We start from the raw sequence: 26,620 nt of genomic DNA on the forward strand, positions 1-26,620 counted from the left end.
ACACCGACTCGTGGAGTTCCGGCATGGAGGAACCTCTGGGAGTGGCAAGAAGTAGCCGCTGGGTCCTCCTGCTACAACTGGTGCGGCCTCGCCACAGCGGCTTCGTCTCCTCCATCGTCAGCTAGGTCCGCGCATCGATCGAGTTCGACAAGTGGATCGTCGAGTAGTCCGGCCTGGTCTCCCCCGAGGACAAGGAGCCCGGCATCCGGAACGCCGAGGGTGGCGCTCACGAGGCGCCGCGCAGGGGTACGGCTTGGGTTGATGGTGGCCGACCAGCCCTTACGTGAGAACGTGGCCGCCCCGTCGGGGTGATGGCCGCCGTGGCGCACCAGACGCCCGCCGGGCCCCTCGCGGACGTCCTGGTCTGTGTAGCTCATACGGATTCCTCATTGAACCGATTAAGGCGAGTGCACAGGGTAATCGGGTGAACGCACACCGTTTGGTCTCCAAGGTGCCGCCAGGCAAGGAGTGTTGACGCGATCGGGCGGTGAACAGCGCGGTTACCGCGTCAAGTAGCGGCGGATCTTCACGCTCATCGGTGACGGTGGGCGTCTTGTGGGAGGCCGTGGTTCCGTCACGGGAGGCGAGCCCGGCCGCGTTGCCGCACAGCGGGATCGGTGCTGAGGGCGGCGTCGGCGAGCTGGTGGATGCGCCAGTACAGGCGGATTCGACTGTCGGCGGCCGGATCGGTCTGGTGGGCGAGGTGGAGTACGTCCGTGGGGTCGGGCAGGTCGAGGCGGACAGCGAGGCGGGCGAGGTCGGACAGCGGGTCGCCGAAGGCGGCGAGTTCCCAGTCCAGCAGCAGTGTGCTGCCGCTGGGCAGGCGGACGAGGTGCCCCAGCTGGAGATCGTGGTGCAGAAGCCTGGGTTCGGTGTCCGTGTCCGTGGCGTCGAGTTCGCGGCGGAGGGCTGCTGCGGCCGGAGTGAGGTCGGGGGCGGCGGCCGTGTAGGTGTCGATCCGGTTGTGCAGGTAGTCGCGCCAGGTGCGGTGTCGCCGGGCTCCGGCGAGCCGTCCGGCGTGCGGGCCGGGGATGCGGTGGACGGCGGCCAGGGGGACGGTGAGTTCGTGAAGGAGCCGGTCGGCGGGTACGGGCTCGGCGTGGACCGCGCTTTGCGCGGTCCACGCTGGTCTGGCCCCTGGGTCGGCCCCCAGGAGCTTGGGGGCTGGGGCTTGGTGCTGGGCGAGGAGGGCGAGGGCGGCGGCTTCGTTCGCGGCGCGGGCCGGGTCGCCGTAGTGCTTGAGCACGTACGGCGCCGGTCCGTCGATTTGCCAGACGCGGTTGGCCTGTCCGGTGGTGATCTCCCGGGCGCCGTCCGGGACCCGGCCGTCTATCGCCGTCATGGGGCTTCAGGCGACGTCGCCGAGGTAGCCGGATGAGGGCCCGGCGGTGGCGAGGGCGGCGATCGGCTGCCGCAGGGCGTGGGGCAGCAGGTTCAGGCCGGGCACTTTCTCCAGTTCCACCCACTCCAGGCCGGTCTGCACATCGTCTTCGGCGTGTCCGCCGAGCCGGCCGGGGTCGCCTTCGGGGGTGCAGTGGAAGATCGCTTCGATGCGGTGGGTTCCGGCCTCGGTGCCGGCGTGCTCGTGGTTGGCGCCGATGTACTCCCGCAGCCACAGCATCTTCTCCACAGTGACCCTCAGGCCGGTCTCCTCGTGGACCTCGCGGCGGGCGGTCTGGTCGAGGGGTTCTCCGGGGTGCTGGCCGCCGCCGGGCAGGAAGTAGCAGTCCTGGCCTTCCCAGTTGGCCCGCTGGAGCAGGACGCGGCCGTCGTGGAGGACGACGGCCTTGGCGGAGGTGCGGATGGTCGGGGTGACGGGCTCGGCCACAGGGGGCTCCAACTCTCGGTCGCGGTCGGGGAAGGTGATGTCAGCGCTCAGTCTTGCCGAAACCGCGGTGCCGTCTGGTGACCTTTGCGAAGATCAGCCGCCAGGGCCCGGCCAGCCGTACGAACGGCTGAAGGGGACTGGCCGCGACCAGGGCGGACGGGTGTGCTGAGGATGTCCGGGGCCAGGGGGCCAGAGCGGGCGGTGGGGTGACTGCCGCGTGCAGGGCCGGGGCCAGGGCCAGCAGTCGGGCGGTGGTCACGGGGCCGTGCAGCAGCACTCCGGCCGCCGCGACGGCAGTCCAGGCCGGCCCGGCCCACCAGGCGGAGACGACGGCCGCCGCGGCCAGCGGGGCGCCGATCAGCCAGGCGGCCTCGTCCGCCCACTCCCGGGCCACCAGCGCCGACTTGGCAGGGCGAGAGAGGTCGGTGGGCAGGTGGGCGACAGCAGTCGCGTGACGGTCGGGGCGGGCGGAGGCGGTGAAGGCCAGGGCGTGAAGGTTGGCCAGCCCCGACGGCTCGGTGTAGGGCTCGTCCAGGACGGCGACCGACGTGGCGGTGAGGTCGGCGCCGAGCAGGGACAGCCGGTGCCCGGTGCCGAGGTCTTCCATCGGTTCGGGGAAGCCGCCGAGCGCGCGGGCGGCGGGGAGGTGGACGGCCATGCCGCAGCCCACGGCGTACACCATCGGCCGCAGCCACATCCGCACCGCTTCCGGCAGCGGGGAGAAGGCCAGGAAGCGGTGCAGGCGGACGCGGGCGAGTTCGATGCCGAGCGAGCGCCGCAGCTGGTACACCCATTCCCCGGCCAGCAGCAGACCGACCGGGCCGGCGGGGAAGGGGCGGCGGGCCAGCAGCGGCAGTCGCTGCTGTTGGATCAGTGCCGGGGGCCTGCCCGCGCGGGCCCGGTGGGCGGCGGCCTCGGTGGCGAACGCCTGAAGGGTGCGGCGGTCGGGGACCGCGTCGGCGTCGTAGACCACCGCGTACGTGTCGCCTGCGTGTTCGTCCTCCTTCCAGCCGAGCGAGCCGAGGACCTGCCCCAGGCGGTCGAGGGCGAAGTTGAGCTGTCCGGCCTTGCGCCCGCCGACATCGGGCTGGTGCAGGTGCACCAGCGGCAGGTGGCCGCCCGGCGGGTCGGCGGCGAGGGCCGCCACGATGTCGGCCGTGGTCGGCTCGGCGTCGAACAGGTCGGTCAGCACCCGCAGCCGGTCCGCGGGATCGGCGGCGTTGACCGTCTCGGCGACCTCGCGGCAGCGGGCGGCGGGGAACAGGCCCCGCAGCTGCCCGGCCTCCAGAGGTGCGGAGGCGGTCAGGGTTTCCAGCCGGCCGCGGTGTCCGGCGCGGGCGGAGGTTTCGCGTTCGGTGGTGATGACCACGACGGCGGCCCGGCCTGGCGGGTAGTCAAGAGCGGTGAACGCGGCCACCGTCTGCGCGGCGGTCGTCTGCTCGCGCAGCATCGGCAACAGCACCACCAGCCACGGCACCGCCTCCGGCTCCGGCGGAGTGGGGGTGGCGGAGGCGAGCAGCCACCTCGCGCACACCTCCACCGCGATGAAGGCCCATACCGCGCGGGCCAGCAGCAGCGTCAGCAGCACCGGCACGGCGGCCTGCAGCCACACCCCTGCCGCGGTCACCGCCCTTCCTCCAGGAGCCGGTAGAGACCGCGCATCTGGTCGGCGACCAGGGGCCAGGCGAACAGCTCCGCGCGTTCTCGTGCGGCGGCCCGCCGCACGGCGTGCGCGGCGGTGCCGGTCTCGGCGAGGACCTTCTCTACCGCTTCCGCAGCGGCGGCGGCGTCGCCGGGCGGGATGAGCTGGGCTGCCCCTCCCGTGTAGTGGCGGATGCCGCCGACGTCGGTGGCGACCACCGGGGTGCCGCAGGCCATCGCCTCCAGCAGCGCGTTGTTGGCGGTCGCGTCGATGAGCGGCAGCAGCATCACGGCGGCCCGCCGGTACAGCGCGATGAGGGTCTGCTCGGTGACGCCTTCCAGCACGCGGACGGCCGGATGCCAGGGTCGGCTGCGGGCCTGCCGGGTGACGACGATCAGCTCGACGCCGCCGCCGTAGCGGCGGTGCAGCCGCTCGTGCACGGCGTCCAGCACGTCCCAGTCCCGCAGCCACCAGCCGACTGTCAGCACCAACGGCCGGTCCGAGGACGGCGGGGCGGGCGGTGGGGTGAAGGCGGTGGTGTCGATGCCGTGGGGTACCAGGTGTACGCGGTCGCAGGGAACCAGGTCGGTGAAGAACGCCTGCTGGTGAGGGTCGAGGACGACGATGTGCTCGGCCGTCGGCGCCAGTCTCCGCCACGTCCTGGGCGGCAGGTGCTGCTGGAGGTGTGCGGGCGGCTGGTGGTAGGTCACGGCGGTCGGGCCCAGGCGGCGGCGGGAGAACCAGTACTGCTCGTCCCCGTACAGTACGTGCGCGGCCTTGCGGGAGGCCATCAGGTGCAGGTCGGTGGCGAAGTGCTCGGCCGGGTAGAAGGGCAGCGGGCAGCTGCGGGCGAACAGGCGGTGAGCCTGACGGGCGGCCCTGGTGGTCAGCGGGCCGGTGGGCGGGGTGATGCGGCGGACTTCGGGGAGGTGGTCGAGAAGGCGGTCGTAGCCGCCGTGGGCGGTGTGCCAGGGCACGCGGACGACTGAGGCGATCACGGCAGGTCATGCCTCCTTCGGGGCGAGCAGACCGAGGGATTGCAGCCGGACGGCGGCGGCTTGGGGATGATCGAGGCGGACGACGGGCAGGCCGTCGGCCCGGCCTGGGTTAAGGCGCGTCGCCCAGCGGCGGCGATGCCGGTGGTGGTGGGCGGGGCCCCACCACAGGATCGAGTCGCGGGCGAGCAGGTGGCCGAAGCTCTCCCGGTTCCCGGCGAACAGCTCCTGCTGGGTGGCGGCCCGCCGCAGTGAGCGGTGGATCAGCCGGGGCAGGCAGATCCGCAGCGGCAGGTCGAGCCAGATGGTCAGTTCGGCGCGGGCCAGCAGGATCTCGGCGGCTTCGCCGCCGTAGTTGCCGTCCGCGATCCAGGTGTCTGCGGCCAGGGCGTCACGGACACGGTCGTGGAAGACCGGCGGGTCGACCGGGGTCCAGTTGGGTTCCCAGAACAGCTCGTCCAGGTCGAGGTGGGGCAGGCCGCTGTGGGCGGCGATGTCGGTGGCGAGGGTGGACTTGCCGGAGGCCACCGGGCCGACCAGTGCGATGCGCTTGGGTATCACGAAAGCCTCCGGGTGACGGCGTCGGCGATCCGTTCCAGCAGGTGCGGGGTGTGTACTCCGGCCGTCACTGTCATCACCGGCACTCTGGCGACCAGGTCGTCCATGAGGTCGGCGGCCTGGCGGGCCAGTTCGCCCACGTGGCGGGTGCGGTCGGCGAACCACGGGTGGAGCCAGTCCTCGTCATTCGGGGTGCAGCACATCGCCGCGAGTGCGGCACGGGCCGTTGCCGGGCAGGGGAAGGCGATGCTCACCTCTTGGTCGTCGTCGGTCAGCCGGGGCAGGACGACGAGCCGCAGCGGGGCGCTTTCCCGCACGCGGGCGGCGAAGGCGTGGGCGAAGTCGTGCGGGGTGCAGGAGGCTTTGCGGGTGGCGCCGAAGCCGGTCGGCAGCAGGCTGTGCGGCGGCAGGTTCCGGTTCGGGGCGAGCGCGGACAGGGTGCCGCCGGCGATCCTCACCGAGATCGGGACCCCGACCACGTTCGTCGCGGACTCGGTGACCAGCACACGGTCGGAGCCGATGAGGTCGGCGCGGCGGTGGGCGGCCAGGGCCGTGAGCACGGTGGTCTTGCCCGCCCCGGACGCCCCGGCGATCAGCACTCCGTGGCCGTCGACCGTGCCGGCCGCGGCATGGAAGGCGGTCCAGCCGCGGTGCTCGGCACAGCGCAGGACGACCTCGCGGATCACCCGCAGGGCATACCGCTCGCCGCGGTCGGTCCCCGAATGCAGCACGATGTGCAGCCGGCCGGTCGCGTCGCGGGCGTACAGGTGGTCGGCGGGCAGGTGCGAGGTGGGGTCGGGTCGCCACCAGCCCACCTGCCCGATCTGGGAGAACAGGTACGGATCGCCGCGGAACGGCACCACCTTCAGCGACGGTGCACCGGCCAGGCGGGCCGTGCGGTCGCGGTAGAGGTCTTCACTGTGGTGGACGCGGATGTGCGTGAGCTGCCCGCACAGCGGGGCCGGGGCGGTCTCGGGGGCGAAGTTCAGCAGGTGGATGCCTTGGTCGACGCTGAAGGTCTCGTCGGTGTTCAGGTGGAAGCGGTGCCCGGCGAAGGGGACCGTCGGGTTGCTGCCGCGGCCGTTCACGCCCGGCCCCCTGCCACCGTCACGGCACCGCAGACCGGGGTGAGGAGTTCCTCGGTGACCCCGTTCACCAGGCGGCGGGCGATGTCGATGCCCATCTTCACCGCGTGGTCCATGTTGCCGATCTCGTACCGCCAGGTCCCGAACCGGCCCCGCGGGTAGATCCCGCGGGCCTCCATCCACGGCACCACCTCGGCCAGGGCCGCATCACGGTCCACGGTGGGCACCGGATAGGCGTACTCGATCAGCTCCAGGTGGGCGCTGGCCAGCGGCGCGTGCTCGGGCACCAGGCCGTGGCGCCGCAGAGCCTGGTCGCAGTCGCCGATCAGCCGGTGGTAGTCCAGGCGGGTGCCCGGGAGCATGGAGGTCTCGGTCATCCACGCGCTGAACGCCTGCTTGTCGGCGCCGGGGACGTTGGCGGGCGCGTACTTGCTGAAGTTCGTGGCCCGGTAGAACGGCACCTCTGCCTGCGGGAAGTACAGCCAGGATCGCTCATCGGTGGTGGGCGCCCGGTAGCCGAGGCCGACCATGGCCACCGTGGTGTGCCGCAGCCTCCCGGCCGCCGCCCGCACGCTGTTGGGGGCGCCGACGGTCATGGCGGCGAGCCGGTCCAGCGGGCCGGTGGTCACCAGGTGGTCGAAGCCGATGCGCTCGCCGTTGGCGAGCGTCACGGTGCGGGCCGACGGGTCGACGGCGACCACGCGGGCGCCGGTCCGCAGGCCGCCGTCGAGGCGCGCGGCCAGTCGGCGCCAGATATCCCCGGTGCCGCCGCGGGCGGGGAAGGCGAAGGTGGCGTTGGGGCCCCACCGCCTGGCGGGCGGAGCGGTTCCCGCCAAGGCCGCCAGGACCTCACCGGCATCGACCGGAGCGACGCGCTCGGCGACCCAGGACGAGGCCATCTGCTCGGGCGTCATCGCCCACACCTTGGTGTTGTACGGGCCGAAGAACCGCTCCACCAGGCCCGATCCGTACATCCCATGCAGCCAGGTGGCGAAGTCCGAACCGGCGGGCAGTCCCTGTTGGCGCCGCTGGCAGGCGAGCAGAAGGTCGTGCACACACGCCTCGGCGTCCTCGGCCGGGAGGTGGTGGAGGTACTGCTGGAAGGGGTAGGGCACCCACCGGTCTCGGAAGCGGATGTAGGAGGACCGGTCGTGGTGCAGCAGTTCGTCGGCGGTGAACAGCTCGGCCAGCAGCCGGTCGAACTCGCCGAAGTGGGAGAAGACCACGTGCCCGCCCAGGTCCCAGGTGAAGCCGGCCGGATCGACCACGGACGAGGCAAGGCCGCCGGGCACGGGGGCGGCCTCCAGCAGCGTCCAGGCGCGGTGGCCAAGCCGCTTCAGTTCGTCCGCGCAGGCCAGACCGCAAGGCCCGGCTCCGAGGATGAGGATCCTCTCGGACGGTAACGAGTGCGCAGAACGGGGCATGAAGCCCTCCTTCGATCGGCAGACGGCAGGAGCCCGCGCCGGGGCGGGCGGCGGTGAGAGCACGAGAGGCAGTGGGGCCCGCCGCCCGATGCGCGGGGGAAGCGGCGGGACCCCATTGCCGCGAGCCGGGATCGGCTCGCGGGAAGCGGCAGCAGGTGGGGCACCGTTCGCCCCCTGCCGCTGGTCGGGAAAGGCGGCCTGCCCGCCCGGAGAGCGGACATCCCGGACGGGCAGGAGTCGATGGCCGAGGCGGGCTTCACCCGTCGGCCGACGGCGGTCCCGCCGGACCGGGCGATGAGCCGTGCAGCAGGGTGCCCAGCGGCACGGTACTTGTCGGGTCCGCCCCCAGATGCGTCACGGCCGCCTGGACCAGCGTGTTGGCCAGACGGCTCTGCAGGAAGGCTTCATACCGGTGCCCGGCCACCGCGATGGCCAGCGCCTCCAGCGAGGGGAATGTCTTGCGCCGCGTGGAGCGCTTCGGGCCGTTGCCGAAGGTCATCCACACGACCACTTTGCGGGCCGCCGCGTCGTACGCGACCCGGAACGGAAGCTGTTCGGCGGGGACTTCAGGCACGGCCGTCTCCTTCGTCGTAGGGCAGGCTGCACACGATTTGCTTGCCGACCGGTGTGGAGAGGACCTGCCAGCCGGGGGCGAGAATGTCCACCAGGCCCAGCCCCCGGCCGGATTCGGCCTCCTCGTCGTCGAGCGCGACCGGCCGGCGGCTGGGCAGCAGTTCCGGCTCGGGGTCGTGGACCTTCACCGACACCCCGTCCTCCTCGGCGTCGACCTCGACGACCAGGGGCACGTGGTCCCCGCAGGCCCGCACCGAGTTCCCGATCAGCTCGGAGGCGACCAGCTGCACGTTCGCGCTGGTGCCGGTGTCCACACCGGCCTCGCACAGCGTCTTGTCCGCCAGCTCACGCACCCAGCGCAAGTGGGCCGCCGAGGCGTTCATATGTACGGCGAAGCCAGTCGGCCGGGCCTGTAAGTAGAACCCGGCACTCGCTGCGGCCTGCGCTTGCGTCGCCACGAACACGGCAGCCTCCCACCCGCGGCACACGGCCGCACGGCACTGGATCAAGTAGCGCACGGCTACGGCAAGTTGACCGAGCGTCGCTTCTTTCTCCCGAGCATGTACCCTTTCGTGAGTGGGCCGCAACCTTTCGGCCCAATCCGGCGAAGGAATCCTTCAAACCGGGTCGTGTTGCGGCCTGGCGCGGTGTCAGACTGCGAATATGCCGCATTCCCCCTTGGTGCCGACCGTCCGCCGCCGACGCCTCGGCCAGACGCTCAAGAAGCTCCGCAACGACGCCGGGATGACGCTGGAGGACGCCGCCGTCACGATGGGGTGGAAGGTCCCGAAGCTCTCGAAGATCGAGAACGCGCGGCAGCAGATCCGCCCGGCCGAGGCCACCGGCCTGCTCAAGGCGTACGGGGTGAAGGACGCGGAGGTGTTCACCGCCTTGGAGAACCTGGCCAAGGACGCCGGGAAGAAGGGCTGGTGGCAGACCTACAGCGGCGTCGTGTCCCCGGCGTACGCCGACTACATCTCACTGGAGGACGACGCCGAGCGGATCTGCGAGTGGGCGCCTCTCGCCGTTCCCGGCCTGTTGCAGACCGCCGCCTACGCGCGCGAGACGATGACCGCCACCAGCGACGCCCGCACCCAGGAGGAGATCGCGGCACTCGCAGAGGTCCGCCAAGCCCGCCAGGCCGTGCTGACCAGGCCCGGCCAGCCCCTGCAACTGTGGGCCATCATCCACGAGGCCGCGCTGCACATCCGGTTCGAGGTGAGGCCGGCCACCATGCGCGAACAACTGCGCAAGCTGCTGGACGCCGCCGAGATGCCCAACGTCACCGTCCAGCTCATGCCGCTGGACTCCACCGCCCACCCCGGGATCTTCGGCGGCTTCGGCCTGGTCAGCTTCCCAGGCCCCACCCCAGATGTCGTGCTGTTGGAGAACCTCAGCGGAGCTACCTACGTTGAGGGCGACGGCACGCAACCCTTCGCCAACGCGGTCGAACGCATCCGTGCCGCGGCCCTGTCGGTGGAGGACTCGCTCGCACGAATCGCACAGATGGAAGAAGGGCACCGGAAGTGAACGACAAGAAGGCGGAGTTGTACGCGCACGACCTCTCCGCCGCCCGCTGGCGCAAGGCCAAGGCCAGCGGACCGGAACACAACTGCGTCGAGATCACCGATCTCCCCGGAGGCGGCATCGCCGTGCGGGACTCGAAGAACACCCACCTCGAACCGTTGCGGTTCGACGCGACAGAATGGTCCATGTTCCGGCAAGCCATGGTCAGCGGAGAGCTCTGATCAGTGCAAACGGCGGTTGTCCTCTCCCGACCGAACCGGGGGAGGACAACCGCCGCAGCATGTCAGCCCTACCCCATACGCGGCCATCCGTAGCCCTCCGGACCGCGTAAAGATCACCGGGAAGCGATCCCGGCCCCGCTGTCAGACCCACGCGCCAGAATGTGGCGCATGACGGACCAGAGCACCCAATCCATCTGGAGCCACCGGCAGGTTCCCGCCTGGGCTCACACGGTCGGGCCCGGCTGGACGACACTGCTCGACCAGCTCTTCTTTCCGCTGTTCAAATCTGTCTCATGAGATGTGTGGTTCAGTCTCGTTCCGTTGTGGCGGTACGAGACAGGTGAGCTGATGGGGGTACCTCCCCGAGCCCCTGGGAAGGGGCGAGTGTGGATCTTGCCTTTGTGCAGTCCGGGCTACTGGAGAGGTATCTGGACGCGGATGTGATCTCCGCAGCGGAGGTTGCTGCCCTGCTGAAGCGCCGGGGAGTACTCGACGGGACACCGGTGTTCCTCGACGAGGGGACACAGACGCCTGTGCCGCCGTTGTGCGAGTTCGGCAGGTACCTGTCGACGGCGTTGCTGGACGAGACCACGTTGAAGGACTACGGGCGGGCCGTTCGCAGGCTGGACGACCACCTGGCCGGCCTCGGCAGCGATGTACTGTCGGCGGTGGAGTCGGATCTCGTGTCGTACCGCGACGAGCGGACCCGCTGGCAGGAGAAGCCCATCGGCGCCTCTGCCTGGGGCAAGGAGTCGTTCGTTCAGGACGACCTCTACGGATTCCTCGTGCAGCGGGGGATCCTGACACATCGGCCGGCAAGGGTCGCGGCGCGAGGCCGCAACGCGCTGGCGCCCAGGGTCCGCTCCAGCATGGACATCCGGCACCTGTCCTTCGAGCAGTACCGGTATTTCCGGGACGTGGGACTGGGCGGTCAACTGCCCGGGGCAGAGGTGAATCCGACCTTCCGTGGATGGTCACCGCTGCGCGACCGGGCGGGCGCCGACATCGCCCTGGGGTCGGGGGGACGGTGGCGGGAGTGGTCGACGGTGCTGCTTCCCGAGATGGGGCTCTGGCCAGGGATGCCCCTGGGGGGAGCGGAGTTCACGGTTCAAGCGTGCGCGAAGTACGGCAAGGCGCGAACCATCTACGTCCCTGAGGACGCGGTCTCCTCGGCTGATCTGTTCTGCCTGCTGGAGCGTCCGGACATCGTCCGCAGGGCGGCCCGGGGCCTGGAGCGCAAGGCCCGTGACCTGTTCGTGGTGGGCGACGTCGACGTGGCCGGCGGCCGGGTTCGGGGCGTGCTGGACGGCGTCGTGCGTGAGTTCCAGTTGTCGGCCATGGATCCCAAGCTCCGGCGGATCACCGTCTACGAGGGCGAGTTCGGCCTGGAGGCACTGACCTTGTTCGTCTGCCGCGGCGGGCTCATGCCCGGGGCCGACGCCTGGAAGGGCTACCGCCACCGGGCCTGGACGCGCATGACCGAACTCGCCGACGACACCACCCCGCACCTGCCCGCCCGACGGTGGAGATGGCACGACCTAAGACATACATACGCTCTGCGGCTTTTGACCTACCTGGAGAACGCCATGGACGGCCAGGAGTCGGATGCACAGGCCCGCCGCCGTCGGCATCGCTCCTACCTGACCGGACATATCCGGCACAACCCGCTGCTGATCGTCAGCCGTCGGCTCGGTCACGCAAACCCAGAGACCACTTACCAGTATCTCCAGTACACGGACGACCTGATCAACGAGTTCGAGGAGGCGTTCGCCAGCTGGGTGGGCGACGACGAGGCGACCTACGCCGAAATCGCCTCCCACGCCCTGTCCAGCACCAGCGGAGGCCACTGATGACCACAACGCGACGGAAGGGCGGCCGGAGCCGAGAGGAACGCGAGCGGCTCCTGCCCTTCGTGGCGAACCCGGTCCCGCCCGGTGGCGTCGGTCCCCGGGTGGTGCAAGTCCTTGGAGCCCTCATAGCAGTGGACCCGGCGGACTACCGTTGCTCGCTGCTGGCCATGCAGCTGGCAGACGAGTGGACCGAGTACGTCGCCGCTACGGGAATCACGGCCGGTCAGGCAAGGAGCTACGAGCACGCGATACACCGCCTCTGCCGGTACGTGGAGACGATGCTCGGCGATGGGGCCGAGCGAGCGAGCCTGGACGATCCGGAACTCTTCGACACACTCGTGCAGTGGGAGTTGTCCCTGCCAGAGGCCAACGCACCGAGCTCGACGAAGCCCTACATGCTGGCCTCCTCGCTGCGCGTGCTGATCATCCGTCGGGACGATCATCCCGACCGCGCGGTTGCTCCGACCTTGGCGCGGCTGGCCCGAGGCCCCGCACTCCTCGGCAGCGGGGAGAGGGTGGAGCGTGACGAGTTCACCCGTGAGGACAAGCGCGCCCTGGTCCGCGCGGCCTGGAAGAGTGTGCACGCGACGCGCAAGCGCCTGGACGCCGGGTGGGCCCTGGCCGAACAGGGGCAGCATCCCGACCGGGGCGGCTGGACCAGCGTCCCAGACCTGCTCTGGGGCCTGGCCCATGACGAGATATCCGCCGATGACGTGCGCCGGTCCACGCCTCCGTCGCGTGAGTGGCCCCCGGAACTGCTGGAGTTCACTGCGGGGCCGGGCCGGGTGCCCCATCCGCAGGGTGCACGGCTCCCGTTGGCACGCAGGCTGTTGGCGAGTCTGTATCCCACCACCCTTGATCTGCACGCGTTCCGCATCTTGTTGATGGACGCCACCGGCTACACCTCCGAAGAGGTCACCGGGTTCGGGGAGGCGGATGTGGAGTTTCTTCCCAAGGGCGTTCGGCTGACCCTGCTCAAGAATCGTGCCGGGCATCTTCGGCACCGGGCGTTTCGCGACCAGCCCCCATCCGATTCCCCAGCTCCGGACGACGAGACCAGCGGACAGCTCATCGTGAACTGGCCTCGGCGCGAGGCCAGCGAGGTGGTCCGGCATCTCCTGGCCCTCACAGCCCGCATCCGAGCCAAGGCGCCGCATGTCACCGACACGCTCTTCGTCAGCGCTGCCGTCCGCCCCGGCTACATCACCGTGTTTGACCGGTGGACTCCCAGTCGCAGCAGAGCGAACTTTGGCTGCTGGCTGGACACCATGGGCGTCGAGGTCAAAGGCGACCGGCACATCGGCCGCCTGCGGAAATCAACCAAGGTCGAGAAGGCCATCGTCACCGAAGGGCGCATCAGCGCCGCCGCAGACGATCACACCGAGGAGACCTTCGCCAACCACTACGCCCAGGGCACCACACTGCGGATCCTGTCCGGCCGGACGATCGCCACGGCACAGCAGCACTGGCTCAACCAGGCTATCGATCGCATCGACGGCCCCACCGTCGTCTCCGGCAGCGAGATCGAGGACATCGACCAGAGCCTGCTCGAGAACTCCGGCCTGTCCGCGCGGGAGGCCGAGGACATCATGACCGGCCAGCTCGACATGGGCGTCTCCCACTGCAAGAACCCCTACCAGTCGCCCTTCAGTCGCCCCGGTGAACTCTGCGCCGTCGCCCCGCTACGTTGCCTGGAGTGCCGCAACGCCTGGATTCTTCCGTCCAACCTTCCTCAACTCCTCCTCTTCAAGGCGAACTTGGAACGACTTCGTACACTGCTGGACCCACATGCCTTCACCCGGCTATGGGGGCAGAGCTGGGTGAACCTCCACGCCGTCCTGGACGACCGCACACCCGAGGAACTCGCCCAGGCCCGCAAGCACATCGACGCCGGCCAGGCCGTCCTGGACCTGCCGCTGGCGGCCCACACGGAGTTCGACGCATGATCGAGACCCTGCCCCAGCAGCGACGCCCCCCACTGTTCCGGGACGACGAACCTGTCGTTCAGGGCCGCTCACTGCTGCCTGGAGCCCGCGAGCCCGGCGCCGGGGTCCCCCGGTTCGGTGACACCGACCTCTGGAACTTCAACGGCGTCCTCAAACGGCCCGCGAACGTCAACGCGAGCATGTGGAAAATCTGCTTCAGCCTGGAACTGGAGGACCCGTACTGGAACTTGTTGGCACGCGAGTTGATGATGCTCTCGTTCAACCAGCGCCACCCAGCGGTCCTCAGGAGCGGCGTCGTCCTCGCCGGGGCCTCCTCTCCCTCCACTCTGGCCCAGATCGCCTCACGTCTCCGGACAACTGCCCGGTGGGCCCATACGAAGGGGCTTCCAGCGCACCCGGACGCATGGACGGTGGATGACCTGCGGCAACGGATCACCGACCTGGCAGCCGAGGGCGCGAGCCCGGACTCGGTCATGAATCATGTCAGTGGCCTCAAGACCCTGGCGGCAGCCGCACCCGCCTTGAGTCTGCCCTGGCCGACGGGAGATCCGTGGCCTGGTCAGAGCGCACGCCAGGTCGCCCGAGCCAGTTCCAACCAGACTCTCGCCACCCCCACCGTCCCTCCGACGACTTGGTTTCCTCTCATCCGTGCGGCCTGGGCCTACATCCACGACTTCGCCCCCGACATCCTGCGCGCCGATCGGCGGCATCGCGAGCTCAAAGAGGTCGCCCGACCGTCATCCCACGGCATCGACGCCCGGCTGGAGGAGTGGCTCGCCGACCCTGACAACAAGGTCCCCGTTCATGCCCCGGCCTCCGACGGCGATGACCCGCAGGTTCACTGGGCGCTGTTGACGCTTCTCCTCGGCTACGAGGCAGAGCTCTACACTGCGTTCTCCGACATCAAGAGCCCGAAGAAGCTTCATCGCCGCACCCTGGTTCTCGACGCAGTGGCCGAGGGGCGAACCACGTCTCACGCACTGACCGGAGAACTTGCACAGGTCGTCCGGCCTGATGGCACCACCGGGCCCTGGCACCCCGGCATTGGACCGCAGGCGCTGTTGGAAGCGAAGACGGCACTGCGTGACGCGGCCTTTACCCTGGTCGTGGGCCTGTCAATGATGCGCGACTCAGAGGTTCACGAGATCCTGCGGGACCCCGTTGTCGAGCACTACAACACCCCCGCCATCGCCTCCACGAAAATCAAAGGAACCACCAACCGCCCCGGCAAGCACTGGTGGATCGCCGAACCGCTCGTCGAGGCCCTCGCGGTTGCCGAGGCTATCTCCCGGCATCCCGAGCGGGTCTTCTCGCCCCTTCGTGTCGCCCGGGAGGACGCCACCCTTGGGGGTGTCGAAATGCTGGCGGCATTCGTGACGTTCGTGAACGCTGGCCGGGAGTGGACCGGGCTCGACGAGATCCCCACCACTTACATCCGCCCGCACATGTTCCGCAGGACGATGGCGATGCTCACCGACCAGTTCCCCGGTTCCGAGATCGCCACGGGCATCCAGTTGAAGCACCTGGCCAAGAGGGCTCTGGCCAACGCCTCCACCCGCGGCTATGCCGCCTCCGACACCGAGTGGGCCGAGTATCTCGGGGACGCACTCGACAACGTCAAGTTTCGCAGGATCAAGGACCTTTACGAGCGTCACACCGCCGGCGAAGAGATCGGGTTCGGGCCCGGCGCCGAACGCGTCAAAGACGCCTTCGATCAGATCGCCGCCACCGTCACAGCGCGCAACGGTGACGCCCGCACCGCCGATACCCTCTTGCGCACCACGCGGATCCACATCCGCTTCGGCATGCTCAACAACTGCACCGCCGACCACACCAACCCCGTCGGTGCCGCCTGTCTTGAGAACGCGATCGTCCCCGACGGACACATCGGCCCCCTCGACGAACGCTGCCGACCCGACCGATGCGCCAACAGCATGATCGGCCCCGAGCACCTACCGATCTACGACTCCCACCAGCGCAAGCAGCTCCAGCTCATCAACACCCCCTCCACGCCCGCCTGCCGCCGAGACCTCGCCGAGCGCGAACTGGACACCATCCGCAACGTGCTCAAGATGGCGGGTCAGCAGTGACTCTCCCTGCCGAGACCCCCGAAGACCAAGTCAGCCCCAAGACTGCCGCCGCGCTACGGGCAGCGATGACCCGACTCTTCGAAGGACATCCCCAACGGACCGACGGCCGCCTCACGAAAGAGAACCTCTACAAAGAGGCCCAGGTCAGCCGCGCGACCATGAACCGCGCTCACGCGATCTTGGCCGAGTGGGACGCGCACCTCGCTGCCCACGGCAAGGCCACCCCCGGCGAAGCGAAGCGAGATGCGACCATTGCCGATCTCAAGAAGCGCCTGACCGAGAAGACTCAGGAATGCACGCTCCTGGAGAACAAGCTCAAGGCCGCCCACACCGCGATCGCTGCCCTCTTCCACGACAATGAAGCCCTACGGCAGCAGCTCGACAAGAGCGTCTCAACCACAGTCACGCCCATTCGCCCCCGAGGCCCCCGCCAAAGCCGCTGAGCCCCAGGTCATACGCGTCTCTCGCAGCATGCCGGATGTCTCATGAGACATCCTGAGCGCGAAGAACAGCTCCACCGCGACCTGCTCGCCCTCGCCCCCGACTACCAACTCGACAGCGTCACCACCAGGTTCGGCGGCCTGCGCATCCACCTCGCTGACCGCTTCGACGAGGCCGGCGAGTACGACGGCGGCTTCATGGACGACGCGACCGCCCTCGCCGACGCCGCCGAGACCGCCTCAGAGCACACCTGCGAGCTGTGCGGAGCCCCAGGACGCCCCCGCTTCCGTGGCGACCAGCACCACACGCGAATCACCACCGTCTGCGAAACGTGCCGCACATACCCGTCGGACCTGGCCGCGTCATTGCCGGTTACCCAGAGGGGCGCATAGGGCCTCGGGTCGGGGAATCTCCCGGATATCCGGGACGATGCCGCCAGATCAACACAGTTCCGGTTCAACCTGTGATACGAAGCGGCTTCACCAGCGTAAATCTCGAGTCTGAGGCGTTCTGAGGGTGCGATCCGTGCCCCTACACCGACTGGTGGAGTTCCGGCATGGAGGAACCTCTGGGAGTGGCAAGAAGTAGCCGCCGAATCAGTGCCCTCTACGACTTGAGTTCCACAGTTGAGGGTGCTGTCTAGGGTGCGGAAATGTGGGTTGACCTGCGGACACGCCTGTGCGCAGGCTGGGTTGGCGTGTCACTGGGCCCGTACTTGTGGGTCGCTGAATCAGATGGTTTGACGGTCTTGCCGGTGCGGCCGCGTTGGTCCGGGTGTGTCGATGACTTCCCGGTCCTCGCGGCCACGGACGGAACGCCCTCGCATGGAGGTCGTGATCGAGTCCGTGGTGACCAAGCGTCTGGGCGCTCTGCCTGTCGCTGCCGAGTTTCTGCGCCGACTGGACGTCGCGGGGATCGTCGACGGTCTGTGTCCACCCGATCTGCGGGCGGACCTGACGCACGGCCAGGTGATCGAGGTACTGGTGGAGAACCGGCTGACCGCTCCCGCGTCGCTGTTCCGCGTCGGGGACTGGGCGCGCGAGTGGGCGGTGGTGGTATCGACCGAGTACGACCCATTAGCCCCTGACGGCAAGCAAGTTGACGAGCCCATGCATGCCGCCACCGGGGTCAGAGCGGATCAGCGTGCGACGTCCGTGCCAGCGCCTTCGGCACCTTGGTCGACGAATCCCATCGGCGGGTACAGGACGCGGCAGCGTCCTGTTTCTCGGGATGCGCCAAGGCCAGGACGCCCTGGGCGTCTACGATCACCTGCCCGTCGCGTCCGGGGCTGCCTCGCCGGCCAACCGCCGTTGGGGTCGGAGGCCACCGGCCTGGACACGGCACACCCCGGCCTGCGAGACCACCACCCGGCTGCCGCCCCTGATACGGAGGCGCGGGTAGGGCCCGATACGCTTCCGCACGGGGAGGTGCCCCCGACGGGTGCAGGAACAAGGGCCTCGACAATCCTCCTTCTCGATGGCGAGAGGCGCTCTTCGCTTATACGATCACAGTCGAACAGCCCACACCATGAAGCGCGAGGCTAGGCGTCCAGGCTCTCCAGAGTGGCCGACAGTGCCGTACCGACTTCCCTCAGAGGGCCCGGCTGCATGAGGGCGTGGTGGTGGCCGGCCACCACCACGTTCCTCAGGTGCCCCGTGACATGGGGTCGCCAGGACTCATGTGTGGCACCGTTGGCCGGGCGGCTGTGATCCGCGGTGAAGAAGAGCAGGTCGCCATCGAAAGCGAGCTCCACCGGCTCACGCAGCAGCTGGACGTGGCGGCTGAAGATGTCCGGCAGCGCGGCAAGGGCGTCGGCGCTCAGGCCGGACACCGGACTGTCGGGAAGCCGAAGCCGTTCAACGAACTGGCCACGGCCCAGCGTGCCGTCGCTGTATGCCTCGGGCGTGAGCCCCAGGCTGGTCAGGACCTCGGCCAGGAGGTCGGGTTCGTCGAGGAAATCCGCCAGTTCCTGCCACTCGGGTGGGTACGAGTCGAGCAGGGCGAGCAGCGCCACCTCCTCGCCCTGCTGGCGCAGCCGGGTGGCGATGGTGTGCGCCACGTTCCCACCGAACGACCAGCCGAGCAGGTGATACGGCCCAGCGGGCTGGACCCGGCGGATACGGGGCACCGACGAAACGCGCTGGTCAGGGCCTACGCAGGTACCCACGATGATCGTCTCCCACGCTGACGGAGATCGTTTCCCACCACTCTGGTCAGCAGGCTGCCAGCCCATTCCCGGATGCACGAGAGTCGGCTGCGGGTGGACCTGTAGTGTGCCCGCTGTGAAGAGCGGAGACCTGGTCATACGCCGACCGAACGACGGTACGGACGAAGCTGGCATCGGAACCGTATGCCTCGTAGGAGACGCGCGCGCGGTCGTAGAGTGGTCAGACGGTCAGCGAACCGAGATTCCGCTCCCCGCCCCCTCCGACGTCGAGGTGGCGCCTGTCGGCTCCCTGCGGCACCGCGCGCTACGAGATGCCGAAGCCCTGCGGCGGGAGTTCGCCGAATCCCCGGTTTCCGTCCTGGTGACCCTCCTCGGAGAGCAGGGCGGTACCGCGTCCATAGGTGAACTGCGCCGGTGGACCAATGAGCTCGCGCTGGCAGGAGGGTACGACAGTGCCTGGTGGGGCAACGTACGGAGAGAGCTGGACACGGATCCTCGTCTCACCAAGGTGAGGGGAGGAGCCCAGTGGAAGCTGCTCGGCCTCCCGGCGGATCGCCTGTCTCAGGAACACATGCCGTCTCTGGCGGTCGCCACGGCTGAGCACGAGGGCGTCGAGGCAGTGGTGAAGACGGAGCCTCACTCAAGCAGTGCCCCGGAGAGCTCGATGGCCTCCCTCGCGGCGGAACTGGACGGGACCGAGGAGCGCGTCGTCGACCCTCTGGAGGAACAGCCACCGCAGGACGCGGTACTTCCGGGCGATCCGGCGAAGGAAGCCGACGACCATCGCACGGACGCCCGTGAAGCGTTCGAGGACAACTTGCGTCTGCTGTCGGAGGAGCGCGACCAGTACAAAGCCGCGCTGAGGCGGCAGGAAGCCGCCGTGCAAGAGCTCCGGGCGGAACGGGACCGGTTGCGTCTCTGGATCGCCGATCTGCAGGCCGAGTGCGAGCGGTCCACCGAACAGGCCGACGTTCTGAGGCAGCAGGTCACGGACGCCTCCTCAACGCTGGTGGAGGCCAATCGGCGAGCCGAGGCCCTTGTCGAAAAGGTGCAGCGGAGGGAAGAGGAACTGCGCCAAGTACGTCAAGGGGGAAGAGCCGTCTCGCAGTCCCAGCTGAGGCAGGCTCGGATGGACGGGCTGCGAGTCCTCGCGGCCGTGCTGGCCGAGGTCGCTGACCATGTGGTTCACGCGACGGACATGGACGGATCCCGCGCCGCCGATGCTCTGTATCGCAGGGCCCTGACCCAGGCGGCGGCAGCAATTGTGACAGATATCGGCGTCGCCGGTGAGGAGACCGGGTTCGATCCTGTGCGCCACCGGTTCACCACGGCCGGATCCGCCGAACGGGTGGTCGTGGAGCGGCCAGGGTTCGCATGGCAATCCGGAACTCCGCAGGAGGTCGTCCTGGAGCCGGCGCTGGTTCGGGTCGCCGATCAATAGTCACGGCACATTCTTGATGTAGGCCGGAGGATCGCCGTCGCCAGGGCGACCTCCGTGGGGAGGGAAAGGCGTGGGCGAGGGTAGGCCCCTGGTGGGCATAGATTTCGGGACGGCCACCACACTGGTGACACAGCGGCTGCCGTACGGCTTCGCCGAGACCGTGCCGATCGGAAGCAGTACCCCCTGGATCCCCAGTGCGATCGCCGCCGCGCCCAGCGGCGAGCTCGTCTTCGGCGAGCCTGCGGAGGCGATCGGTGGTGCCGCCGCCGTGCGGTCCATCAAGCAGTACATCACTGACGACCTGCACAGTCCCCTGTCGCTCGGCACGCAAGAGTTCACCCCGGACCGCCTGATCGCGTCCCTGCTGCGGCACGTGCTCCTGCTGGCCAAGGCCAACGAGGCCGACACCGAGGGCGCGGAGTTCCGCCTGGCCTGCCCCGCGATCTGGGACGGGCCCCGTCGGAGGCGACTCGCCCGGCTGGCCACGGAGGCGGGCATCCCGGTGACGGTCGCCGACATCGTCGACGAGCCGATCGCGGCAGGTCTGGCCTGGTCGGAGGGATGTCACGAGCGCGACGGTCGTCCGCCTGAGGGCACGGTTCTGGTCTTCGACTACGGAGGGGGCACTCTGGACATCGCCCTGATGTCCGTGACCGAGGACCTGAACGATATGGAACCGGAGTTGACGGTCCTCTCGGCACGCGGCGTGCCGGAGGCCGGCGACGCGTTGGATCGACGGATCGCGGCGGACCTGGAACGAGATCTGGAGGCGATCGGCGTACGAATCGATCACCTGCCGGACCCTCGGACCGTCCGGGCACTGCTGCTGCTGGCGGCCCGCCGCCTCAAGGTCCTGCTGACCGACACCCGTTTCGACAGGCAGGGCGTGCCGATCGGCGGTGGTCTCTCCTCCTTCCCCATGCTGGAGTACACACGGCAGCGCCTGGAGAACGCCTTCCGTCCGCAGCTGGACCGGGCTCTGGAATTCGTGCGAGCCGCCCTGTGCGAGGCGCGACTGCGCCGTCGGAATGCACCGGACTTGGCCTCTCTCACCCGGATGCCGCTGGAGGAGCTCGCCGACGACGTCGACTACGTGCTTCTGGCAGGCGGTATGTCCCAGATTCCGCTGGTGCGTGAGGAGTTCTTGCGCGTCTTCCCGCAGGCGCAGGTGGAATACGACCAGTCGCTGGAGACTCCGGAGGAGTCGGTGGCGACGGGGCTCGTGGTGCGCTCCGATCGGTATCACCGGCTCAATCTCCCGAGACCGGGATTCGACCTGGTGCTCGAATGGCGGGGAGGAGACGACAGGACGCATCGTGAGCTCCTGTATCCGGCGTTCAAGCCGCTCTACTCCGCCGACCAGATCTTCCGGCGGGAGAGCAACCTCGCCCATCGGTACGACGGCCAGATACGCGGGCTCACCGGCGACACCACTGCCGCGCTCCGCGCGGTCTCGGTCGACGGGAAAGCCCTCGACTTCGTGGTGGACGGAGTCCCGACGCCTCATCTTCCGGTCAGCCTCCGACGGTTCGCCGACTTCACGTTCACGCTGAAGGTCTCCGGCGAGATCTACGTCAAGGACTGCGCGCACCAGGAGTCGCGCTTCCGGGTGGAACGATGGCCGGTCCTGCGGGGCAAGCAACGTGACTCCGTGAGCCTGAGCACCGTGCGCAGCACGCTCCCGGTGCAGCGGGCCGTCAAGTTCACCGATCTGTACTCACATCCCCACCAGTAGACGCGAGGCGGCGCCCGCCGCCTCGCTCGCTTCGTGCTCCCGGCTCAGCCTTCGACCACCACCAGGGCCACCGGCTCTGTGGACAGGCTGAACCGGGAGTCGCGGTCCATCTGAGCAAGACGGGCATCTCGCTGACCCTCCAGGGTTCCCACCCGGGCACGGTGGAGACGGCGGATGGAGGTGCTGTCCACCTCCTGCGCGAGTCGGCGGGCCTGTTCGATCTTGTGACGGAATGTGTCCTCCACCGTCGCACGCCGACCCGCGGCGAGGGCCGCGTTCTCCGCCTGGTAGCTCTGTTTGGCGGAGAACTCCCTCTCTGCAGCAAGGTCGTGCACGATGTCGAGCACCTCCGGAATCAGCTTCGAGGCCCGAGCCGGAAGCGGCTCCGTGGCGTCCTCGAAACCGCCGTCGGCGAGACAGGTCAGCGATCCAGCGCACCTTCGGTGCGCGCCGGGGGCGTGGTAAATCCCATGGCGCGCGCCGGGGGTGCTTCTGTCTGCCCTGATGGGGAGTGATGCCGGTCCGGGACCCTTGGAGTGTTCGTTCCGGCCGAAACCGATGCCTCTGTGATGCCTGTGAGCTCGTAGGTCAGCGTGGTGCTGGGGGCCGTCCACGGGAACCGTGGAGTGTTGCTGTGAGCACGTGCGTCAGAATTCCTGATTCACCCTGGCCCTCCCGGAACGGCATACCGATGGGGAGGGAGCGGGAGCGTGGACGTACTGCACGAACGGTGCGCCGGCCTGGACATCAGCAAGAAGGACGCCAAGGTGTGCGTCCGGATCCCGAGTACGAAACGGCGGGGATCGTTCACCACCGAGACCACGACCTGGGGTTCGACGACGAACGCGGTCCTGGCCCTGCTCGACCATCTGCTGGCCGCTGAGGTCACCCTGGTGGTGATCGAGGCGACCTCGGACTACTGGAAACCCTTCTACTACGTGCTGGCCGACGATCTGAACGTGATCCTGGTCAACGCCCGGCAGGTCAAGAACCTGCCCGGCCGCAAGACGGACGTCTCCGACGCCGCCTCGCTGTTGGACGACTCTCTGTGTGAGCACGTAGGTGGGGGTTCGCGACGTTCTCGGTGGGCATGAGTGTTGATCTTGGTGGGCAGTCTGATCCTGCTTCGTGTGCGACGACACGGTGAACACGGAGGGCGTCGGCGTAGTTGATTTCGTAGCGAGAGTGAGCAACGTTTGTCGACGGTTTCGGGCAGAACCTAGCGATCAGACGGCTCGAAAATGTCGATGAGAACTGACAATGCTGGGGGACCTGGTCCTGCTCAGATGTCCGTGACGACGGCCTCGTTGGGGTGTTCAGGGATGGCGGTCTACCGCGGTGATCAGCCGCCGGTGATGGCCAGAAGGAGGCCTGAGACGATAAGGCCGATCTCGACCACGACGACGAAGACGTGGGCGGGCAGCCGGTCAACGATCTTCTTGCCGACCCAGGCGCCCGCCGTGCTGGCCGGGGCCAGGGCCAGGCCGATGGACGCGCTGGAGGCGGTCAGGACCGCGGCGGCGCCGAACACGATCAGCTTGGTCAGGTGCATCACCACGGCGGAGGCGGCCTCGGTCCCTATGTAAGCGCCGCGCAGCAGGCCGCGGGCGAGGAAGAACGGGGCGACCATCGGGCCGACCGAGCCGACCAGGGCGGAGCCGAAGCCGGAGGCGGCTCCGACAGCGGCGAACGCGGGATCGTCGAGGCGGAGCGTGCGGCTTCCAGCGCCGCCAGGCGACCATGACCAGCAGGAACACGCCGATGAGGCGGGTGAGCGCGGGCAGCGGTGTGGTGGCGAACAGCAGCGCGCCAGCCGCCGCGGCCGGGACAGCGCCGATCGCGAAGATGCCGAACAGGCGCCGGTCGACCTCGCGCCGGTTGAACCACACCCGGCTGCCGTTGCTGGCCAGCTGCGCGACGGTGAGGACCGCGACCGCGTCCCGAGTGCCCAGGACGGCGACGAACACCGGCAGCAGCAACACCCCGCCACCGAACCCGGCCACCGCTGAGAGGGCCGCGGTTCCGAAGGCGGCGGCGACGATGGCGATGACCTGCAGTGCCTGTTCCATGCGGGGGATTCTTCCGTCCGCGGTGGCGGCCGGACCCGGCGGGGTGGGAGGTTCAGCCAGCGGGGTCCTGCGCCCGGGCCGCCCTGGTGCCGACGAGCCTCACCTGCTCGGTCCGCTTGCCCGATTGTGAACCGGAGCCGTTCCAGAGCTTCGACGACCTCTACCAACTCGGCCGCGACCGCGATGGCGACTATGGCTGGGCACCTTGCTCGGCGAATTCCGCCGCAGCCGTGAGGCGAGCTCGACAACGTGACAGTGCCGGCCTGGGGGCGGGCCTGGCACGTCCCGTCGGAACGCGCCCTGTCCGTCCGGGAGATGGCCGATCGCCTGGCCGTCCAGTCGGGATCCGGGCCGGTCACGGTGCGCAGGATCCCACCGGCCGTGCTGGGCATGGCATCGCTGTTCTGCCCGATGACCCGCGAACTGAGGGAGATCCGGTATCAGTTCGACCGTCCGTTCGTCGTCGACTCCAGCGCTTACGAGGCGGCGTTCACGGTACGGGCCACCCCCGTCGGCGAACAGGTCGAGGCAACGGTGGACTGGTGGTGTGAGCGCCTGGCTGCCGGGCAGCCGTAGGCACCGGCTTGAGATGGGGCCCGGACCGGCTGTGCCGGGACATACCCGCCGCAAGTCGATCATCCCCTGTCACCTCCACCGCCACCCGCGGCGGCCCGGCCGGGCAACGCCCCACGTCCGCGAGAAGATCCGTAGAGTCACCGGCCGGTAGCTCTAGATCATCAGCCGTGTGCTCGGTTACCGTTGTACTCACGCCGCCACACCCAGGGCACACGGTCCTGCTGGGACTAGCGGCGCATGGGAACTACTCACGTTGACGACTGCCATTCAAGGCACCTTCGCCGTCCGTCCCTATACACCTCACTGCCAAGTCATCCACGACGAGGGAGACCATGCCGTCATCGGCATCTCGTCGGGGAACTCCTACTTCACCCACGACCGCGTGACCGATCTCGCCCGGTGGGGACTCGAACACTTCCGGCAGGTCGATCTCATCTGGACCGACATGCACGTGGCCGAGATGTTCGTGGCCCTCGGCTACTCCGACGTCGAAGCGCAGCGCAAGGCGGTGAAGAACCTCCGCGGCGTACGGGCCAAGGTCACCGCCGCCGTCGCCGCCCTGGACCCGGAAGGCGACCGGCTGCGCGGCCGCCCCATGTCCGCGCTCCTGGAGCTCCCCGCCTACCAGCGGATCCGCTCACAGCTCGACACCCTCATGACCGACGACCCCGAGTTCCGTGAGGTGTGCGACCAGCTCGCGGCCCGGTTCCTCGCCGACAAGCTGAACGGCCGGCCGCCCACGGAGCTGCAGCGCGAGGTGTGCATCAAGTACGTGTGCGCCGAGGTGCCGCTGTTCCTCGACACCCCGGCCATCCTCGGCGTCTCCTCCTCGCTCAACTGCTACCACCAGGCGCTGCCGCTGGCAGAGCTGCTGTACGCACGGGGCTGGGGCCTGCGTGCCTCACGCAATCAGGGCCACGCCGTGATCACCCCCGCCGAAGAACAGGACCGCTCCGTATGACCACCACCATCGACCCGACCTCGGCGACCGCGGCCGACGGGCTCACCCGGTTCCCGTTCGACGCCAACGGCACGAGGCTGCCCGACGAGATCGCGCACCTCCTCGCGAACGAGCCGGTCAAGAAGGTCCGCACCATAGCCGGTGCGGAGGCCTGGCTGGTGTCCTCGTATCGCCTGTGCAGGCAGGTACTCGACGACCCCCGGTTCTCCCTCAAGGACACCTCCGCCCCGGGTGCGCCGCGCCAGTACGCGTTGACCATCCCCCCCGAGGTGGTCAACAACATGGGCAACATCACGGGAGCCGGGCTTCGCAAGGCCGTGATGAAGGCCCTCAACCCGAAGGCCCCCGGGCTGGAAGAGTGGCTCACGCGCCACGCGCACCAGCTCGTCGACCAGCTCGTCGCGACAGGAGCGCCGGCGGACCTGCGCCACGACTTCACCGTCCCCTACTCCACCGGCCTGCACTGCCACATCCTCGGCATCCCCCAGACCGACGGGCCCGGCCTCTACCGGTCGCTGCACGTCGCGTTCATGAACAGCGCCCGCTCCATCCCCGCGGCGGGCATCAACTGGGACCGCGACATGGGCCACATGGTGGACCGGCTCAACGACCCGGAAACCACCGGTCTCATGGGCGAACTCGCCACCCTGCGCGAGGACCCCGAGTACGCGCACCTGACCGACGAGATGCTCGCCACCGTCGGCGTCACGATGTTCGGCGCGGGCGTCATCAGCGTGATGGGGTTCCTCACCATGGGACTCGTGTCGCTGATCCAGCACCCCGACCTCAAGGCCCAGTTGATCGCCGACCCGGCCCTCATCCCGGCCGCCGTGGACGAGCTGCTGCGCATCAACCTGTCGATCGCCGACGGCCTGCCCCGTATCGCCACCGAGACCATGCGGCTCGGTGACGTCACCGTGCAGAAGGGGGAGCTGGTCCTCGTCCTGGTCGAGGCCGCCAACCACGATCCCGCCGAATTCGAGGACCCGCACGCCGTGCGCCTCGACAGGCCGAACCCGAACGCGCACCTGTCGTTCGGCGGAGGGGGCCACTACTGCCCCGCCACCGCCCTCGGCAAGCGGCACGCACAGATCGCCATCGAGGTACTCCTCGACCGGCTGCCCGGCCTCGACCTCGCCGTGCCGATCGAGCAACTCGTGTGGCGCACCGGGTTCATGAAGCGCATCCCGGAGCGGATGCCCGTGCTCTGGTGATGTCGCCCTAGGTGGCTGGTGTTTTTCGATCCAGTTCCCAGATGGCGAGACGATGTTCGACTCGAAAGTGGGTAACTTGTCCCACAATCACCCGTCTCGCTATCTGAGATTTCCCTGCTTAACACCAGCCACCTAGTAGGGCTTTGTTAGGGATTGTCACGTTGATCGGCTGACGTGGGATGATCTTGTGGTTGGCCGTGCTGGGAGGGGATCGCTGATGTCGTCCGTGCCGCCGTCGTACAAGGGCCACCGGTACCCGGTGGAGGTCATCTCCCAC

Annotated in this window: 25 protein-coding genes and 3 pseudogenes; 15 read left to right on the forward strand and 13 right to left on the reverse strand. The window is 69.0% G+C overall.

Annotated elements, in window-relative coordinates; genetic code table 11:
* Positions 1 to 71: 71 nt before the first annotated feature.
* From J7E89_RS20375 to J7E89_RS20420, 10 genes are all read right to left on the reverse strand, one after another.
* The gene (locus J7E89_RS20375; RefSeq protein ID WP_214975561.1) at positions 72 to 377 is read right to left on the reverse strand and encodes a hypothetical protein; all 306 of its coding nucleotides are present in this window, start codon (positions 375 to 377) and stop codon (positions 72 to 74) included.
* Between the two features lie 197 nt (positions 378 to 574).
* Positions 575 to 1,342: a phosphotransferase family protein gene (locus tag J7E89_RS20380; protein WP_214975563.1), complete on the reverse strand. Its 768-nt coding sequence runs from the start codon at positions 1,340 to 1,342 to the stop codon at positions 575 to 577.
* A 6-nt stretch (positions 1,343 to 1,348) separates the two neighbouring features.
* Positions 1,349 to 1,828 carry an NUDIX domain-containing protein gene (locus J7E89_RS20385; protein WP_214975565.1) on the reverse strand — a complete coding sequence of 160 codons (480 nt, stop codon included), beginning with the start codon at positions 1,826 to 1,828 and terminating at the stop codon, positions 1,349 to 1,351.
* A 40-nt stretch (positions 1,829 to 1,868) separates the two neighbouring features.
* Positions 1,869 to 3,455, reverse strand: a complete 1,587-nt coding sequence (locus J7E89_RS20390; RefSeq protein WP_214975567.1) for a hypothetical protein — start codon at positions 3,453 to 3,455, stop codon at positions 1,869 to 1,871.
* Positions 3,452 to 4,468, reverse strand: coding sequence for a glycosyltransferase family 4 protein (locus tag J7E89_RS20395; protein ID WP_214975569.1), 1,017 nt, complete (start codon positions 4,466 to 4,468; stop codon positions 3,452 to 3,454). The genes J7E89_RS20390 and J7E89_RS20395 overlap by 4 nt, the downstream gene beginning before the upstream one ends.
* A 6-nt stretch (positions 4,469 to 4,474) precedes the next feature.
* A complete protein-coding gene (locus J7E89_RS20400; RefSeq protein ID WP_214975571.1) occupies positions 4,475 to 5,026 on the reverse strand; it encodes a hypothetical protein in 552 nt (183 codons plus the stop codon).
* Positions 5,023 to 6,111 (reverse strand): hypothetical protein, encoded by a 1,089-nt coding sequence (locus J7E89_RS20405; RefSeq protein ID WP_214975573.1) that lies wholly within the window; start codon positions 6,109 to 6,111, stop codon positions 5,023 to 5,025. The genes J7E89_RS20400 and J7E89_RS20405 overlap by 4 nt, the downstream gene beginning before the upstream one ends.
* Positions 6,108 to 7,532 carry an NAD(P)/FAD-dependent oxidoreductase gene (locus tag J7E89_RS20410; RefSeq protein WP_214975575.1) on the reverse strand — a complete coding sequence of 475 codons (1,425 nt, stop codon included), beginning with the start codon at positions 7,530 to 7,532 and terminating at the stop codon, positions 6,108 to 6,110. The genes J7E89_RS20405 and J7E89_RS20410 overlap by 4 nt, the downstream gene beginning before the upstream one ends.
* A 256-nt stretch (positions 7,533 to 7,788) precedes the next feature.
* Positions 7,789 to 8,106 (reverse strand): hypothetical protein, encoded by a 318-nt coding sequence (locus J7E89_RS20415; protein WP_214975577.1) that lies wholly within the window; start codon positions 8,104 to 8,106, stop codon positions 7,789 to 7,791.
* Positions 8,099 to 8,563 (reverse strand): ATP-binding protein, encoded by a 465-nt coding sequence (locus tag J7E89_RS20420; RefSeq protein ID WP_308315541.1) that lies wholly within the window; start codon positions 8,561 to 8,563, stop codon positions 8,099 to 8,101. Before J7E89_RS20420 ends, J7E89_RS20415 begins: the two co-directional genes overlap by 8 nt.
* Positions 8,564 to 8,768: 205 nt before the next feature.
* Between J7E89_RS20420 and J7E89_RS20425 the strand changes: the two genes are divergently transcribed.
* From J7E89_RS20425 to J7E89_RS40970, 9 genes are all read left to right on the forward strand, one after another.
* Complete coding sequence (locus J7E89_RS20425; protein WP_214975579.1) at positions 8,769 to 9,635, forward strand: helix-turn-helix transcriptional regulator; 867 nt, start codon at positions 8,769 to 8,771, stop codon at positions 9,633 to 9,635.
* A complete protein-coding gene (locus J7E89_RS20430; RefSeq protein ID WP_214975581.1) occupies positions 9,632 to 9,853 on the forward strand; it encodes a DUF397 domain-containing protein in 222 nt (73 codons plus the stop codon). The genes J7E89_RS20425 and J7E89_RS20430 overlap by 4 nt, the downstream gene beginning before the upstream one ends.
* Before the next feature lie 168 nt (positions 9,854 to 10,021).
* Positions 10,022 to 10,150, forward strand: a complete 129-nt coding sequence (locus J7E89_RS41850; protein ID WP_285439265.1) for a hypothetical protein — start codon at positions 10,022 to 10,024, stop codon at positions 10,148 to 10,150.
* 89 nt (positions 10,151 to 10,239) lie between these two features.
* A complete protein-coding gene (locus tag J7E89_RS40965) occupies positions 10,240 to 11,703 on the forward strand; it encodes a hypothetical protein (RefSeq protein ID WP_308315542.1) in 1,464 nt (487 codons plus the stop codon).
* Positions 11,703 to 13,649, forward strand: coding sequence for a hypothetical protein (locus tag J7E89_RS20435; RefSeq protein WP_251060833.1), 1,947 nt, complete (start codon positions 11,703 to 11,705; stop codon positions 13,647 to 13,649). Before J7E89_RS40965 ends, J7E89_RS20435 begins: the two co-directional genes overlap by 1 nt.
* Positions 13,646 to 15,739 (forward strand): integrase, encoded by a 2,094-nt coding sequence (locus J7E89_RS20440; RefSeq protein ID WP_214975584.1) that lies wholly within the window; start codon positions 13,646 to 13,648, stop codon positions 15,737 to 15,739. The genes J7E89_RS20435 and J7E89_RS20440 overlap by 4 nt, the downstream gene beginning before the upstream one ends.
* A gap of 65 nt (positions 15,740 to 15,804) precedes the next feature.
* Complete coding sequence (locus J7E89_RS20445; RefSeq protein WP_214975586.1) at positions 15,805 to 16,182, forward strand: hypothetical protein; 378 nt, start codon at positions 15,805 to 15,807, stop codon at positions 16,180 to 16,182.
* 42 nt (positions 16,183 to 16,224) lie between these two features.
* Entirely contained in the window at positions 16,225 to 16,572 is a 348-nt protein-coding gene (locus J7E89_RS20450; RefSeq protein WP_214975588.1) for a hypothetical protein, read from the forward strand.
* 432 nt (positions 16,573 to 17,004) lie between these two features.
* A complete protein-coding gene (locus tag J7E89_RS40970) occupies positions 17,005 to 17,724 on the forward strand; it encodes a DUF4277 domain-containing protein (RefSeq protein ID WP_251060834.1) in 720 nt (239 codons plus the stop codon).
* On the opposite strand, the gene J7E89_RS20460 is transcribed toward J7E89_RS40970, so the two are convergent.
* On the reverse strand, positions 17,721 to 18,347 hold the full coding sequence (locus J7E89_RS20460; RefSeq protein ID WP_214975589.1) for a thioesterase domain-containing protein: 627 nt from the start codon (positions 18,345 to 18,347) through the stop codon (positions 17,721 to 17,723). The two genes, J7E89_RS40970 and J7E89_RS20460, sit on opposite strands and share 4 nt — an antisense overlap.
* Before the next feature lie 115 nt (positions 18,348 to 18,462).
* Here J7E89_RS20460 and J7E89_RS20465 point away from each other — a divergent pair, with 115 nt between their 5' ends.
* Both J7E89_RS20465 and J7E89_RS20470 read left to right on the forward strand, forming a co-directional pair.
* The gene (locus J7E89_RS20465) at positions 18,463 to 19,788 is read left to right on the forward strand and encodes a hypothetical protein (RefSeq protein ID WP_214975591.1); all 1,326 of its coding nucleotides are present in this window, start codon (positions 18,463 to 18,465) and stop codon (positions 19,786 to 19,788) included.
* A 91-nt stretch (positions 19,789 to 19,879) separates the two neighbouring features.
* Positions 19,880 to 21,523 carry an Hsp70 family protein gene (locus J7E89_RS20470; RefSeq protein WP_214975593.1) on the forward strand — a complete coding sequence of 548 codons (1,644 nt, stop codon included), beginning with the start codon at positions 19,880 to 19,882 and terminating at the stop codon, positions 21,521 to 21,523.
* 44 nt (positions 21,524 to 21,567) lie between these two features.
* Here J7E89_RS20470 and J7E89_RS20475 read toward each other — a convergent pair whose 3' ends face one another.
* Positions 21,568 to 21,870, reverse strand: a complete 303-nt coding sequence (locus tag J7E89_RS20475) for a hypothetical protein (RefSeq protein ID WP_214975595.1) — start codon at positions 21,868 to 21,870, stop codon at positions 21,568 to 21,570.
* A gap of 363 nt (positions 21,871 to 22,233) precedes the next feature.
* Between J7E89_RS20475 and J7E89_RS20480 the strand changes: the two are divergent.
* Positions 22,234 to 22,563: pseudogene (locus J7E89_RS20480) on the forward strand (transposase); the annotation flags it as partial.
* Between the two features lie 302 nt (positions 22,564 to 22,865).
* Here J7E89_RS20480 and J7E89_RS20485 read toward each other — a convergent pair.
* A pseudogene (locus tag J7E89_RS20485) lies at positions 22,866 to 23,592 on the reverse strand (sulfite exporter TauE/SafE family protein).
* 261 nt (positions 23,593 to 23,853) lie between these two features.
* On the opposite strand from J7E89_RS20485, the pseudogene J7E89_RS20490 reads away from it, so the two are divergent.
* The 3 genes and pseudogenes from J7E89_RS20490 to J7E89_RS20500 form a co-directional block, all read left to right on the forward strand.
* Positions 23,854 to 24,168: pseudogene (locus tag J7E89_RS20490) on the forward strand (NAD-dependent epimerase); the annotation flags it as partial.
* A 253-nt stretch (positions 24,169 to 24,421) separates the two neighbouring features.
* Complete coding sequence (locus J7E89_RS20495; RefSeq protein ID WP_214975597.1) at positions 24,422 to 25,129, forward strand: tRNA-dependent cyclodipeptide synthase; 708 nt, start codon at positions 24,422 to 24,424, stop codon at positions 25,127 to 25,129.
* Positions 25,126 to 26,343: a cytochrome P450 gene (locus J7E89_RS20500; RefSeq protein WP_214975599.1), complete on the forward strand. Its 1,218-nt coding sequence runs from the start codon at positions 25,126 to 25,128 to the stop codon at positions 26,341 to 26,343. Before J7E89_RS20495 ends, J7E89_RS20500 begins: the two co-directional genes overlap by 4 nt.
* Positions 26,344 to 26,620 lie beyond the last annotated feature (277 nt).

This window comes from Streptomyces sp. ISL-100 (assembly GCF_018614615.1).
In the GTDB taxonomy this organism is placed as follows: Bacteria; Actinomycetota; Actinomycetes; order Streptomycetales; family Streptomycetaceae; genus Streptomyces.

What these genes read in the sequence shown, in the direction of transcription:
- J7E89_RS20440 (WP_214975584.1), top strand. Translation starts at nt 13,646, where the DNA reads ATGATCGAGACCCTGCCCCAGCAGCGACGCCCCCCACTGTTCCGGGAC.
- J7E89_RS20380 (WP_214975563.1), bottom strand. Translation starts at nt 1,342, where the DNA reads ATGACGGCGATAGACGGCCGGGTCCCGGACGGCGCCCGGGAGATCACC.
- J7E89_RS20435 (WP_251060833.1), top strand. Translation starts at nt 11,703, where the DNA reads ATGACCACAACGCGACGGAAGGGCGGCCGGAGCCGAGAGGAACGCGAG.
- J7E89_RS20450 (WP_214975588.1), top strand. Translation starts at nt 16,225, where the DNA reads ATGAGACATCCTGAGCGCGAAGAACAGCTCCACCGCGACCTGCTCGCC.
- J7E89_RS20410 (WP_214975575.1), bottom strand. Translation starts at nt 7,532, where the DNA reads ATGCCCCGTTCTGCGCACTCGTTACCGTCCGAGAGGATCCTCATCCTC.
- J7E89_RS20425 (WP_214975579.1), top strand. Translation starts at nt 8,769, where the DNA reads ATGCCGCATTCCCCCTTGGTGCCGACCGTCCGCCGCCGACGCCTCGGC.
- J7E89_RS20500 (WP_214975599.1), top strand. Translation starts at nt 25,126, where the DNA reads ATGACCACCACCATCGACCCGACCTCGGCGACCGCGGCCGACGGGCTC.
- J7E89_RS40970 (WP_251060834.1), top strand. Translation starts at nt 17,005, where the DNA reads ATGGAGGTCGTGATCGAGTCCGTGGTGACCAAGCGTCTGGGCGCTCTG.
- J7E89_RS41850 (WP_285439265.1), top strand. Translation starts at nt 10,022, where the DNA reads ATGACGGACCAGAGCACCCAATCCATCTGGAGCCACCGGCAGGTTCCC.
- J7E89_RS20375 (WP_214975561.1), bottom strand. Translation starts at nt 377, where the DNA reads ATGAGCTACACAGACCAGGACGTCCGCGAGGGGCCCGGCGGGCGTCTG.
- J7E89_RS20445 (WP_214975586.1), top strand. Translation starts at nt 15,805, where the DNA reads ATGACCCGACTCTTCGAAGGACATCCCCAACGGACCGACGGCCGCCTC.